Source organism: Haladaptatus sp. AB643 (genome assembly GCF_024136975.1).
In the GTDB taxonomy this organism is placed as follows: Archaea; Halobacteriota; Halobacteria; order Halobacteriales; family Haladaptataceae; genus Haladaptatus.
Genome location: NZ_JAMYJW010000006.1, coordinates 228469 through 240780 on the forward strand (window position 1 = coordinate 228469; position 12312 = coordinate 240780).

Consider the following 12312-nt stretch of genomic DNA (forward strand, 5'->3'; position numbering starts at 1 on the left):
ATCGTCCCGAGTCGGCAGTGATGACGTTTGGAGGGGGTTCCGCCCGTCCACAACGACGTTCGATTTCACCAGGGTCGAAGTTGACAACTAAATTGGGCGAACGGTTTACATTCGCCGGACGCTAACCGATTCCCATGACCGTTCCCGTTCGATACTACTGCCCCCACTGCGGTGCGATTGCGACGCTCGAACGCCGAGCCAATCTGGCCGACAAATCGGTGACTGCCGACCCGCTGGACGGATGGACGTACGCCAACGCCTACGACGACTTCGAGGACGCGGACGGCGTCGAAATCGTCTGTGGAGCGAGCGAAACCGACGACGATGGCTGTGGCGAACTGTACTACCTCAACTTCATCCGATACGAAAACGGGGAGGAACTCGAACCACAGGTGCCGCTCCGCCCCGAAGACGCTCCGAACTTCGACTTTCGGACGTAGTGGACACGGATCCCGTTCTCACTCGTGCACGTTGAGGTGAAACCCCCACTCGTACGTCCTCCCGGCGACGGTGTACTCGTCCTCGAACCGATAGCTTCCAGACGGATAACAGGACTCCATCGCTTCGTGGGTCAACACCGACCACTCGACGTGTGCCCCCTCGCCGGGGTCGAACCGGCGATTCTCGGTTGCAGTCCCACCGTAGGACAGCTTCGACCACCAACACCCGTCGTGATGGTCCCCCGGATCGGCCTCGTATTTGAGAACGAGTTTCGAGCCGTCGGCCGCGATGCCGAGGGTGTCCGCGAACGGGGCGGGGTAGCTGAACCGAAACGACCGGGGCTCGTCGCCCGTGTATTCGAACCGAACGCGGATTCGTGCCGGATGTTCCGCCGTGGATTCGGAGCGTAGATCCGCCGAGAGCGTGGCAGGGAGGTTCTCGGGAACGGAGTCATTGTCGATCGTAAATCGGGATTCCCCCCGTGTATCGTGGAGAATATTCCCCAAACAGCCTGCCGTCACACTCGTCCCCAACGTGCTCAGCAACGCTCGTCGTCGCATATGTCAACACTATTGTCTTCCTGTGTATCAATATCTTTTGATTGGTGAATGGAGTATTGAACCTACCACTCGATGGGTGGCATTATACCGGTCGAGTCACCCCTTGATGTTGCAGACTGGCACGGTCCGTGCGACTTTGTCGCCGATTCCGAGCGCGTCGGACACCCGAACGACTTCGTTCACGTCCTTGTAGACGCCCGGTGCTTCCTCGGCGACCGTCGCACCACTCTGGGCTTTGACGAAGATTTGCTCTCCCGCCAATTCCTCCCGAACGTCTTCGCCCCAGTACTCCCGCTTGGCCTGTGTGCGACTCATCACACGACCCGCACCGTGTGCGGTCGAGCCGAAACTACGCTCCATCGACGCTTCGCCGCCGCGAAGCACGTAACTTCCCGTCCCCATGCTGCCGGGGATGATGACGGGTTGGCCGACATCGAGATACGCGCCCGGTACCTCGGGATGTCCCGCCGGAAACGCCCGAGTCGCGCCCTTCCGGTGGACGAACAGTTCTCGCTCCTCGCGGTCGACGGCTTCGTCGTCTCCCACTGGTCGGCCCTCCGGCCCAACCCCCACGACGTGTGTCTCCTTCTTGGCGATGTTGTGGGCCACGTCGTACAGCAATTCCATGTCCATCGCTTGCCACGGGCGGTCGAACACGTCCTCGAACACCTCCCGCGTCCGATGCATGACCAGTTGGCGGTTCACCCACGCGAAGTTGATGGCCGCACCCATGGCCGCGTAGTACTCCTCGGCGAGTCGGCTTCCGGCCGGTGCCGCGGCGAGTTCCTTGTCCGGAAGCCGCGACAGCAGGTCGGAGTGCGTTCGCTCGATCTTTCGCAGGTAATCCGTACAGACCTGGTGACCCAACCCCCGACTGCCGCAGTGGATGAGAACGACGATTTGCCCTTCGGACAGTCCGTACGCCTCCGCAACGTCGTCGCGGAACACGTCCGCCACGCGCTGGACTTCGAGGAAGTGGTTGCCGCTGCCCAGACTACCCAACTGGTTTTTCCCGCGATTTTTCGCCTTCTCAGAGACGGCTGCCGGGTCGCTCTCCTCTCGAACCCCCTCGTCCTCGCAGTGTGCGAGGTCGGCGTCCGTCGCGTAGCCCTCCTCCAGCGCCCACGCCAGGCCGCGGTCCAGCACCTCGTTGACCGTGTCGATTCCTGCCTCCACGACACCACCGCCGCCCAATCCGGACGGAATCGCGTCGAACAGTTCCCCCACGAGTTCCTCCTCGTGGCCGCGCACGTCCTCGGCCGTCAGGTTCGTCCGCATCATCCTGACACCGCAGTTGATGTCGTAGCCGACCGCCCCCGGCGAGATACAGCCGTTTTCCGCGTCGATTCCGGCGACACCACCCACCGGAAAGCCGTATCCTTGGTGTCCGTCCGGCATGCAGACCGCGTACTTCACCACTCCCGGTAGACTGGTCGCGTTCTGCAACTGCTGGAGCGTCTTGTCCTCCGCTATCTCGGCGAGCAGTTCCTCGCTGGCGAGGACGCGAGCGGGCGTCCCCATCCCTTTCCCCTGTGGAATCTCCCAAACGTACTCTTCCACCTGTTCGAGCGTGATTTCCCCCGCGGTGTACGTTTTCATACGTAGGATGTTCGGGAGCGACCGCCGAAGCTATTTCGGGGACCGTGATGGGGACATCGATCGTGAGTTGGCATTCCGGTTCGTCTCGGTGGGTGTGACTTCCGGAATGAGGTTTGGAAGAATCTCACCCGCTCGTTACGAAGAGGGATATCCAGTTTTTTTCGGGAGAGCAATTACCGAACCCTACCATCCCGCGTTCGAACACGAAACCGACCCCCGCTACACGTCGAAGACGACGTAGGCGTGCCAGCCGTCGTCGGTCTCCTCGATCGCCATTTCGGAGTAGGTGACGGCTTTGATCTCCCGTGCGCCGAGTCCGGCGAGCGGGACGCCGCGTGCGCTGCCGGTGAGTTCCCACTTTCCGTTTCCGTCGCCACCGAAGGTGACATCGTTATCGACCGGGAGAACCTCCCGAACGTCGCGCTGGTAGATGAGTTCGTCCAGGTAATCGAAGAGGAGCGCTTCCCGGTTTTCGGCGCGTACCTCGATATCGAACCGCTCTCCCATCGCTGGAATTTCGTCCTCGTCCAGCATGGCGGCCGCCATGCCGTCCGCGGTGGCCGCGAAGGCGGCCGAAAGCGTGGCACCGGTCGCTTCGACGCCGACATCTGCGGTGTGATCGCGGAGTTCGTAGCCCATCGTGTACCCTTCGGTCGCTGTCAGTTTCAGCGTTGTCACTCCGCACGCCCGCTGGATTTGTATGCCGGTGGAATTATATTTGTTTGCCTATTACTGCCACAGAGTGAGTGTGAATATCGACACGCGCGTCGTCGGGCCGGGCGACAATCGCTACGTCGGGGAGGCGTGGCAGCTGAAGGAACGAATCCGGCAGGAGGAGGGCGTGCTGAAGCAACGACGTGGGTTTTTCACGGACGCGTATCGACGCTCGACCGTTTACTGTTACGTCACCGAGGGCGACGAGGGCGACCAGTTGGTCGGGTTTGCGGCGGCGCGACGCGACGGCTACATACTCTTTCTCGCGGTCGAACCCGAGTTCCGGGGCGAGGGATTCGGCCAGCGACTCGTCGCCAAAGTCGCGGACAACCACGCGTCCGTCACTTGCCACGCACGAACGACGAACGAGAACGCGCTCGACTTCTACCGCCACCTCGGCTTCGCCGTCGAGCGCCGTATTGACAACTATTATGAGGACGGCGGCGACGCCTACTACCTCCGCTTGGGAGAGGAGGAGAGTATCGCCAAGCGTCTCTCGGATTTCATGCGTAACTAGCGGCCGCGCGTTGTAACGAATACGGATCGTCGAACACCATCCAAAAGCAACTGCTCCATCCAAAGAAACAACGCTTTAATCGGGTGGGTGTTTCATGAACGTACGATGGAAGAGCGGACGCGAGCGTATCTGCGAGGCCGGTTCCGTGATCACTACCGAGCGGTAGCGCCGGAACTCCCGCCGGATGCCGACGAACGCGAGTGGGGCTACATTCCATGGACTGCCGGGTCCGGCACGACCATGGTTCGGCACAACTCCCTGCTCGATTTGGGCACCCTCGGCGGCTTTCTCGAACGCGAACGTCCGCGCCACGTCTATTTCTCCGCCGGGCGCTATCACGACCCCGGCGCGGGGACGATGGAGGCAAAGCGTTGGCGGAGTGCGGACCTCGTCTTCGACTTGGACGCCGACCACCTGCCGGGCGTCACCGAGGAAACGTCCTACGCCGAGATGCTCGCGCGGTGTAAGGACGAACTGCTCGACCTGCTCGACATCCTCGAAGGGGACTTCGGCTTCGAGGACCTGACGGTCGTCTTCTCCGGTGGTCGGGGATATCACGTTCACGTCCGGGACGAGCACGTCAAAGGATTGGATCGCGAGGGACGGCGCGAGGTCGTCGATTACGTGATGGCGAACGAAATCGAGTTCGAATCGTTGGTGCAGACCGAAACGGTCGCCGGACTCGGCCTGAAAAACCCGACCCAAAAGCGAACCCTCCCGACCGAGGGCGGATGGGGTGGCCGGGTTCACGAACACGTCTGTACGTTCGTCGACGAACTCCTCTCGATGGACGAAGCCGATGCGCTCGACCGATTGCAGGAGTACGACGGCATCGGGTCCGGAAAGGCACGGGGCGCGTACAACGCCGCGAAGAACAACCGCCGTGAGATCGAGCGCGGCAACGTGGACGTTCACCCCGCCTTCTACCAGTTGGCGAGAATCCTCGCGGACGAGGTGTTCGCGGCCGAAAGTGCGGCGGTGGACGAACCCGTCACGACCGACACCCACCGACTCATTCGCCTGCCGGGAAGCCTCCACGGCGGCAGTGGCTTGGCGGTCAAACGAATTCCCCGCGACGAACTGACGGACTTCGATCCGCTTCGGGACGCGATTCCGGAGACGTTCACGGCCGACGAGGTGATGGTCGAACTGCCGTCGGAGACACAACTTTCGCTCCGGGGCGAAAGCTTTAGGCTCCCGGCGGGCAATATATCGATTCCCGAATACGTCGCCATCTTTCTTATGGTGCGTGACCGGGCAGAAAAGGGGAAAGAATGAATCTCGACGAACTCCGCAGTGTACAGAGTAAGGAGCGTTCGAAGGATAGCTTACAGCATCTGCGCGAGTCGTTTTACGGCGACGTCGGCGAGTACATCCGCGGCCTTCGCGAGGAGCGCGAGCGGGCCGCCGAACGGGCGAGTGACCCGTTCGATTCCGACGAAGTCAATCGATTGACCGACGAAATACAGACCGCCGAGGAGGTCGTCGAGGCGGTGTACGAACGCCGCGTCGGCAAGGTCGTCAAACGTGCGAGCCTCGCCGCGGCCGGGATTCCGGCCGACGAGGAAGGACTGACCAGCGAGGAGCAGGTGTTGTTTTCGGATCTCGTGGGACGGATCGAGTCGAACAAGACGACCGTCCTCGACGTCCTGTCGGGCGAGGGATCCGCGTCTACCGAACCGTCGACGACCGAATCCGGAACCCAGACCCAAAATCAACGTGCGTCCCCAGTGGACTCCGAACCGACGTCGGAATCGGACCCAGAATCGGCTTCCGACGACCGTCCGAACGCAGAAGCGGCCGCGATCACGGGCGACGACGAATCGGGTGAGTCCGAACCGGCGTCGCCCGCACCGAGCGCTCGGGAACCCGAACCGACGGCGACGGAAGCCGACGGTAGCGCAACGGTCGCGCCGGATAGCGCGGATGCACGCCCCGATAATCCCTCGAATGCACCGGAAACGAGCGCATCCGAACCGGAGTCGAAATCCGAACCGGAACCTGCAGAGGAATCGGAACCCGACCTCTCGGACGACCGGACCATGGTCCGCATCACGCAGGACGTCGGCTCGATTCTCGGCGTCGACGAGCGCGAATACGACCTTTCGAGCGAGGACGTGGTCGCGCTCCCGACCCAGAACGCCGGGCCGCTCATCGAGCGCGACGCGGCCGAAAAACTCGACTGAATTCGGTTCCTCCTTCGACTGTTCGATTTTAAGAGGTCTCACGCAAAACGGAGCGTATGGTCTCCGGATTCGGGTGGTTCGTCCTGCTCGCGCTGGTCGGGACGGCGGTCGTCTGGAAGGCGAGCGACATGCTGGAACGGGCGAGCAAGCGGCTTTCGGCGTACTACGGCCTCCCACCGGTCGTCCAAGGGGCCATCGTCGTCGCCGTCGGGTCGAGTTTTCCGGAGCTTTCGAGTACGGTCGTCTCGACGTACGTCCACGGCGCGTTCGATCTGGGCGTGAGCGCTATCGTCGGATCGGCGATCTTCAACCTGCTCGTCATCCCGGCGTTGGCTGGCATCTTCGCGGACGGCGTCGAGGCCGACCGCTCGGTCGTCTACAAGGAAGCACAGTTCTACATGATCGCCGTCTCGGTAGTGATGATCACGTTCTCGCTGGCGGTCATCTATCACCCCGTCGCCGACATGCGCCTCGGCGGGACGGTCACGCGACCGCTCGCGCTCCTCCCCGTCGGGCTATATGTGGTCTACATCTTCACGCAGTGGCAGGACACACAGGATTACGATGCGGAGGCATCGACCGACGGCATTTCACCGCTTCGGGAGTGGGCGTCGCTCCTCGCCAGCCTCGTCCTCATCGCCGTCGCGGTCGAGTGGTTGGTTCAAGCCGCCCTCGGGTTCGGTGGGTTGTTCGACACGCCGGATTTCCTCTGGGGACTTACCGTGGTCGCCGCCGGGACGAGCCTCCCAGATACGCTCGTGAGCGTCCGCGCCGCGAAGGAGAACGACGGCGTGACCAGCCTCGCCAACGTTCTCGGGAGCAACGTCTTCGACCTGCTCATCGCGGTTCCTGCAGGCGTGCTCGTGGCCGGGTCGGCGGATATCGATTTCTCCGTCGCCGTCCCGCTGATGGGGTTTCTCACGTTCGCCACCGTCATCGTCTTCGGCTTCCTCCGCACCGAGCTTACGCTCTCGAAAACGGAATCGTGGGGACTGCTCGCGTTCTACTGTCTATTTCTCGTTTGGATGGTGTTGGAGACGGTTGGGGTGACGCACGTCGTTCCGGGCGCGTGAGCTCTCGCTGGACCAACAGTTCCCCGATGCCGAGGCTGTCCACACACTGCACTGACAGCACCGCGATAGGCCATCGACACAACCGCCAAAATTCGCATTTTCACAACCGCCGGAATCAGCAACCGACACAACCGCCAGAACGAAAAACGACACAATTTTCCAAAATCGGCCGGTGACACAACCGCCAGTCGCTAGCGTCTCGCCGGAAAATCTCAGATTTTCCGGGCCGACGAACCCCCGGAGTCCTGCTGAACGAAGTGAAGCAGGGCACGGAAGACCTCCGGTCTTCCGGAGGGGGTGAGGAGCGCTTTTGGTGCAGATTTTGCCAGGGAGCGCGGCAACGCCGCGCTCCCGCAGCAAAAGGTGCTATTGGAACGTCCGACCCAACTGCTCTTCCGTTTCGGGTTCCGCGGTGTCGAAGCGCTCTTCGATCTCTTCGTAGCGTTCACGGGTCTCCTCGGTGACGCTCGGGGTCACTTCACCCAGCGCGTCCTCGAAGTGCTCGGCCGTGATGCGGACGTTGCCGACGCTCTCGCCGATGTCCTCGGGCGAGACGGTCGCGATGAACTCGCGGCTCGCGGCCATCGCGGCCTCGCGGCAGACGGCTTCGATGTCGGCACCGACGTAGCCCTCGGTCTGGGTGGCGAGTTCCTCCAAGTCCACGTCGTCGGCGAGCGGTTTGTCCCGCGTGTGGACCTCGAAGATGGCGTGGCGAGCCTCCTCGTCCGGCACCGGCACGTGGACGTGGCGGTCCAAGCGGCCCGGGCGCAGGAGTGCCGAGTCGATGAGGTCGGGGCGGTTCGAGGTGGCGATGACGACGACGTCCTCCAACTCTTCGAGGCCGTCGAGTTCGGTCAGCAGTTGCGAGACGACGCGCTCGCTGACCTGCGTGCCACCGCCGCCGCCGTCGCGGCCGCGCTCCGTCGCGATGGAGTCGATCTCGTCGAAGAACACCACGGTCGGGGCGTTCTCGCGGGCCTTGCTGAACACTTCACGCACGCCCTTCTCGGACTCACCGACCCACTTCGACAGCAGTTCGGGACCCTTGATCGAGATGAAGTTGCTGTCGCTCTCGTTGGCGACGGCCTTCGCCATCAGGGTCTTCCCGGTTCCCGGCGGCCCGTACATCAGGACGCCTTTCGCGGCCTGCATGTCGAGCGCCTGGAACACCTCGGGGTAGTCGAGTGGCCACTGGATGGTCTCGCGGAGGCGTTCCTTGGTGTTCTCCAAGCCACCCACGTCCTGCCACGTGACGTCGGGGACTTCGACGAACACCTCGCGGAGCGCCGAGGGTTCGATTCCCTTCAGCGACTCCTTGAAGTCCGCCTCCGTCACCTTCAGTGACTCCAGAACGTCCGCCGGAATCTCGTCCGAATCGAGGTCGAGTTCCGGACGGACGCGTCGGAGCGCGTTCATCGCGGCTTCACGGGCCAACGATTCGAGGTCGGCACCGACGAACCCGTGGGTGTTGTCCGCGTACTCCTCCAAGTCCACGCCGTCCGCGAGCGGCATTCCGCGGGTGTGAACCTGCAGGATTTCGAGCCGTCCGTCGCGGTCCGGCACACCGATCTCGATCTCGCGGTCGAAGCGACCGCCACGGCGGAGCGCGGGATCGACGGCGTCCACGCGGTTGGTCGCCGCGATGACCGTGACTTCGCCGCGTTCCTCCAACCCATCCATCAGCGAGAGCAGTTGTGCGACGACGCGGCGTTCCACGTCTCCGCCCGCCTCCTCGCGCTTGGGTGCGATGGAGTCGAGTTCGTCGATGAAGATGATCGCGGGGGCGTTCTGTTCGGCCTCCTCGAACACCTCGCGCAGTTGCTCTTCGGATTCGCCGTAGTACTTCGACATGATCTCCGGGCCGGAAATCGTGCGGAAGTAGGCGTCGATCTCGTTGGCGACGGCCTTCGCCATTAGCGTCTTCCCGGTCCCCGGTGGGCCGTGGAGCAGAACGCCCTTCGGCGGGTCGATGCCGAGGCGGCTGAACAGCTCCGGGTGGCGCATCGGGAGTTCGATCATCTCGCGAACCTGTTCGAGTTCGCGCTCCAGACCGCCGATGTCCTCGTAGGTCACGTCGGGTCGGGCTTGACCGTCCGCACCGCCGCTCGCCGCGATCTCCTCGGCTGGCCGTTCGCTGATCTGGATGTTCGTCGAATCGGTGACGACGACCGTTCCGTCGGGATCGGTCTCGGCGACTTTGAGCGGGATGGATTGACCGGAGCCCATGCCCATCAGGCCGAAGCCGAACGGGATCGCTTGGCCCTGCGTGATCGCTTGGCCGCTCAACTTGTCACGGATGTGCGGCGCGATGTTCCCGCGAATCTGGAGGTTCTGCGGGAGCGCGATCGTCACCCGGTTCGCGGGGCTTACGTCGGCCTTCTCGATGCTGACCTTGTCGTCGATGCCGACGCCGGCCTCCTGCCGAAGTTTCCCGTCGATGCGGATGATTCCGCGACCCTCGTCCTCGGGGTAGCCGGGCCATACACGCGCGACTGCGCGACCTTGCCCACGCCCCTCGATGACAATGTAGTCGCCATTCTCGACGCCCAACTCGTCCATGGAGCGTCGGTCAACCGCCGCGAGTCCACGACCCGCGTCCTTTTGCTTGAGCGGCTTGACTGTCAGTTTCATTGTCCCACCTCGATAGTGAGGACACCATTGTTGATAAACGCTTGCGCGTCATCGGCCGACAGCTCTATCTCGGTCTGGAAACTCTCGCCGTCGCGCTCCACGACGACGATTGCCACGTCTCCCAGCACGTCCACAGATACGTCGGCCGTGCCGAAATCCGCGGCGATGAGCTCGCCGTCGTCGTAGTCGTAGCGACGGGCGATACTATCTTCCTGCTGTGATATGTGTTCGAGAGTCATCTTTGGCTAACCTTTGGTTAGGCACACAGATATAAATAACTTTCGCTGATTACGGCCTTGCAGTACTGCGATTCTCGTTTGGAGGTACAAATGTGGTCCACATATTTTTATCCCCATTTTGCTTCCGATCCGACCCGTCCATACTCGAACGCAACTCCGGCATCGGACCTGTCTCTGGCATCGAACACGCGACTTCGACATCGAACTTTATACTTCGTGCGCGAGAACGAATCGTATGGAGTCAGTCACGCATCAGGGTCGGGAGATTGCATACCGCGTCGTAGACCGAGGTGGCGACGGAAATCCGGTTCTGTTCGTTCACGGCAGTGGGGGAACACACGAGATTTGGAAGGCACAACTCGCTCGGCTCGCGTCCGAGTTCCCCGTCGTCGCGCTCGATTTGAGCGGCCACGGCGGCTCCGAGGACGTCGATTCCGATCCCGGTTGGGGTACTCTCTCCGCATACGCTGGCGACGTATTGGCGGTTGCAGAGGCGACAGACGCCAAGACCTTCGTCGGTAACTCGCTCGGCGGTGCCGTCGTGATGCATCTGGTCCTCGAACGTGATTTCGAACCCGAAGCGCTCGTCCTCGCCGGAACCGGTGCACGGCTCTCCGTCCTGGACGACTTGCTCTCGTGGTTGGACGACGATTTCGACCGAGCGGTCGAATTCCTCCACGGGGGCGACCGGCTGTTTCACGACCCGGACGACCGATACGTCGAACTGTCGAAGGAGTCGATGTATACGGTCGGCCAGCGAGTGACGAGTCGTGATTTTCATTCTTGTCATGCATTCGATGTTTGCGACGAGATTGACGGGATTGCCGCGCCGACGCTCGCCATCGTCGGCGAATACGACATGCTCACGCCGCCGTGGTATCACGAATTCTTGGCCGAGAACGTGCAGGACGGCAGCTACGCGGAAATCGAGGGAGCGGCCCACCTCGCCATGCTCGAAACCCCCGACGCGTTCAACGAGACGGTCGTGGAGTTCCTCGATGGCGCGCGGTAGTCGTTAGTCGGACGTACCCGAAAAACCCGCGTACGACCCGAATGACATACGACCCGAACGAACCGCGTTCGCTCTCAAAACAGCTCTCGATTCGAAACCGGCTCAGTACACGCCGTCCAGTTCGTCCTCGACGTGACTGTGTTTCTTGCTGGGGAACTCCTCCGATTCGACCTCGTCCCGATACGCCGTAACCGCACGCTCCATCTCGCTTTTCACGTCGCCGAACTGCTTGGCGAACGGCGGACTCCACTCACCCAGTCCGACGACGTCGTTGATGACGAGGACTTGCCCGTCCGTATCCGGGCCTGCCCCGATTCCGATGGTCGGGATGTCGAGTTCCGCGGTGATGGTCGCCGCGAGGTTCGATGGGATGTGTTCGAGGACGAGGGAGAACGCTCCCGCATCCTCGTGTCGTTTGGCGAGGTCGAGTATCTCGTCCGCTTCGTCCTGTGTGGTTCCCTGTCGAACGTGGCCCAACTGATTGACGCTCTGCGGTGTCAGACCGAGATGGGCCATCACCGGAACACCGAGGTTCGAAAGCGTCTCGGTCAGTTCGACGGTGTGGGGGCCGCTCTCGATTTTGATGGCGCTCGCACCCTCCTCTTTCAGCATTCGACCCGCGTTCTCGACTGCGGTCTTCTCGTCGTAGCCGAAGCCGAGGAACGGGAGGTCGGCGACGACGAGGGCGTCTCTAGTCGCCCGCACGACCGAGCCGGTTCGACTCGCAATCTCGTCCACCGTCACTGGAATCGTCGAGTCGTATCCCAGCACTGCGTTGCCCATGCTGTCTCCCACGAGTATCATGTCGATACCGGCCTCGTCTATAACGGCCGCGGTCGGCGCGTCGTAGGCCGTGAGCATCGTAATCGGCTCCTCGCCCGCCTTGGCGCGGATATCCCTCACCGTTGGCATACCTCGAACTCGTCGGTCCGACGGCTTAACCTGCCCGGTCGGGAATGTTCACCGGAATCCGACCTGACAACCCTTAAGGCGGCTCGGTTCCCGCGTTTAGCCGTGCCGGAACCAGTCGAAACCTACGAACCTGACGGCATCGACTACGGATGGGTGATGCAGATGACGTTCGTCACCACGATTACCATCGGTGCGCCACTCGTCGCACTTCTCGCGTTCGTCACCGGCGTCTCACTTCCGACGTGGAGTTCGCGCGCCTCCTTCGCCATCAGGGTCGGTGCGATCGTATGGTTCGTCACCGCAATCGCCGTGTTTCTCTACGCTCGTGCCTATCAGACACCCGAAACGTAATTTTAACCAATGATATACAGTGATACGCATTTCCAAACGAAAAGGCGCTATTTTTGGGAAATTTAGGATGTATACGG

General features: G+C 62.2%; 13 protein-coding genes. 7 read left to right on the forward strand and 6 right to left on the reverse strand.

The features are described 5' to 3' along the window. Positions 1-134 precede the first annotated feature (134 nt). On the forward strand, positions 135-440 hold the full coding sequence (locus NKF25_RS14125; RefSeq protein ID WP_253227291.1) for a hypothetical protein: 306 nt from the start codon (positions 135-137) through the stop codon (positions 438-440). Between the two features lie 18 nt (positions 441-458). Here the strand turns inward: NKF25_RS14125 and NKF25_RS14130 are convergent, their stop codons facing one another. From NKF25_RS14130 to NKF25_RS14140, 3 genes are all read right to left on the reverse strand, one after another. Beyond that, entirely contained in the window at positions 459-1001 is a 543-nt protein-coding gene (locus NKF25_RS14130) for a hypothetical protein (RefSeq protein WP_253227292.1), read from the reverse strand. A 96-nt stretch (positions 1002-1097) separates the two neighbouring features. Then, positions 1098-2600 (reverse strand): RtcB family protein, encoded by a 1503-nt coding sequence (locus tag NKF25_RS14135; RefSeq protein ID WP_253227293.1) that lies wholly within the window; start codon positions 2598-2600, stop codon positions 1098-1100. A 219-nt stretch (positions 2601-2819) separates the two neighbouring features. Then, the gene (locus NKF25_RS14140) at positions 2820-3239 is read right to left on the reverse strand and encodes an archease (RefSeq protein ID WP_253227363.1); all 420 of its coding nucleotides are present in this window, start codon (positions 3237-3239) and stop codon (positions 2820-2822) included. 103 nt (positions 3240-3342) lie between these two features. Between NKF25_RS14140 and NKF25_RS14145 the strand changes: the two genes are divergently transcribed. From NKF25_RS14145 to NKF25_RS14160, 4 genes are all read left to right on the forward strand, one after another. Then, the gene (locus tag NKF25_RS14145) at positions 3343-3831 is read left to right on the forward strand and encodes a GNAT family N-acetyltransferase (protein ID WP_253227294.1); all 489 of its coding nucleotides are present in this window, start codon (positions 3343-3345) and stop codon (positions 3829-3831) included. A gap of 105 nt (positions 3832-3936) precedes the next feature. Next, on the forward strand, positions 3937-5109 hold the full coding sequence (priS, locus tag NKF25_RS14150; protein WP_253227295.1) for a DNA primase small subunit PriS: 1173 nt from the start codon (positions 3937-3939) through the stop codon (positions 5107-5109). After that, the gene (locus tag NKF25_RS14155; RefSeq protein ID WP_253227296.1) at positions 5106-6017 is read left to right on the forward strand and encodes a hypothetical protein; all 912 of its coding nucleotides are present in this window, start codon (positions 5106-5108) and stop codon (positions 6015-6017) included. The genes priS and NKF25_RS14155 overlap by 4 nt, the downstream gene beginning before the upstream one ends. Positions 6018-6073: 56 nt before the next feature. Then, the gene (locus NKF25_RS14160; RefSeq protein WP_253227297.1) at positions 6074-7090 is read left to right on the forward strand and encodes a sodium:calcium antiporter; all 1017 of its coding nucleotides are present in this window, start codon (positions 6074-6076) and stop codon (positions 7088-7090) included. Between the two features lie 366 nt (positions 7091-7456). Here NKF25_RS14160 and NKF25_RS14165 read toward each other — a convergent pair whose 3' ends face one another. Continuing rightward, positions 7457-9721 (reverse strand): CDC48 family AAA ATPase, encoded by a 2265-nt coding sequence (locus NKF25_RS14165; protein WP_253227298.1) that lies wholly within the window; start codon positions 9719-9721, stop codon positions 7457-7459. Then, complete coding sequence (locus tag NKF25_RS14170; protein WP_253227299.1) at positions 9718-9960, reverse strand: hypothetical protein; 243 nt, start codon at positions 9958-9960, stop codon at positions 9718-9720. Before NKF25_RS14170 ends, NKF25_RS14165 begins: the two co-directional genes overlap by 4 nt. A gap of 235 nt (positions 9961-10195) precedes the next feature. Here NKF25_RS14170 and NKF25_RS14175 point away from each other — a divergent pair, with 235 nt between their 5' ends. After that, positions 10196-10972, forward strand: a complete 777-nt coding sequence (locus tag NKF25_RS14175) for an alpha/beta fold hydrolase (protein WP_253227300.1) — start codon at positions 10196-10198, stop codon at positions 10970-10972. A gap of 102 nt (positions 10973-11074) precedes the next feature. Here NKF25_RS14175 and panB read toward each other — a convergent pair whose 3' ends face one another. Next, complete coding sequence (gene panB, locus NKF25_RS14180; protein WP_253227301.1) at positions 11075-11884, reverse strand: 3-methyl-2-oxobutanoate hydroxymethyltransferase; 810 nt, start codon at positions 11882-11884, stop codon at positions 11075-11077. A 102-nt stretch (positions 11885-11986) separates the two neighbouring features. Between panB and NKF25_RS14185 the strand changes: the two genes are divergently transcribed. Further along, positions 11987-12235 (forward strand): DUF5822 domain-containing protein, encoded by a 249-nt coding sequence (locus tag NKF25_RS14185; RefSeq protein ID WP_253227302.1) that lies wholly within the window; start codon positions 11987-11989, stop codon positions 12233-12235. The last annotated feature ends 77 nt before the right edge of the window (positions 12236-12312 follow it).

What these genes read in the sequence shown, in the direction of transcription:
- NKF25_RS14160 (WP_253227297.1), top strand. Translation starts at nt 6,074, where the DNA reads ATGGTCTCCGGATTCGGGTGGTTCGTCCTGCTCGCGCTGGTCGGGACG.
- NKF25_RS14170 (WP_253227299.1), bottom strand. Translation starts at nt 9,960, where the DNA reads ATGACTCTCGAACACATATCACAGCAGGAAGATAGTATCGCCCGTCGC.
- NKF25_RS14130 (WP_253227292.1), bottom strand. Translation starts at nt 1,001, where the DNA reads ATGCGACGACGAGCGTTGCTGAGCACGTTGGGGACGAGTGTGACGGCA.
- panB (WP_253227301.1), bottom strand. Translation starts at nt 11,884, where the DNA reads ATGCCAACGGTGAGGGATATCCGCGCCAAGGCGGGCGAGGAGCCGATT.
- priS (WP_253227295.1), top strand. Translation starts at nt 3,937, where the DNA reads ATGGAAGAGCGGACGCGAGCGTATCTGCGAGGCCGGTTCCGTGATCAC.
- NKF25_RS14125 (WP_253227291.1), top strand. Translation starts at nt 135, where the DNA reads ATGACCGTTCCCGTTCGATACTACTGCCCCCACTGCGGTGCGATTGCG.
- NKF25_RS14135 (WP_253227293.1), bottom strand. Translation starts at nt 2,600, where the DNA reads ATGAAAACGTACACCGCGGGGGAAATCACGCTCGAACAGGTGGAAGAG.
- NKF25_RS14175 (WP_253227300.1), top strand. Translation starts at nt 10,196, where the DNA reads ATGGAGTCAGTCACGCATCAGGGTCGGGAGATTGCATACCGCGTCGTA.
- NKF25_RS14165 (WP_253227298.1), bottom strand. Translation starts at nt 9,721, where the DNA reads ATGAAACTGACAGTCAAGCCGCTCAAGCAAAAGGACGCGGGTCGTGGA.
- NKF25_RS14140 (WP_253227363.1), bottom strand. Translation starts at nt 3,239, where the DNA reads ATGGGCTACGAACTCCGCGATCACACCGCAGATGTCGGCGTCGAAGCG.
- NKF25_RS14155 (WP_253227296.1), top strand. Translation starts at nt 5,106, where the DNA reads ATGAATCTCGACGAACTCCGCAGTGTACAGAGTAAGGAGCGTTCGAAG.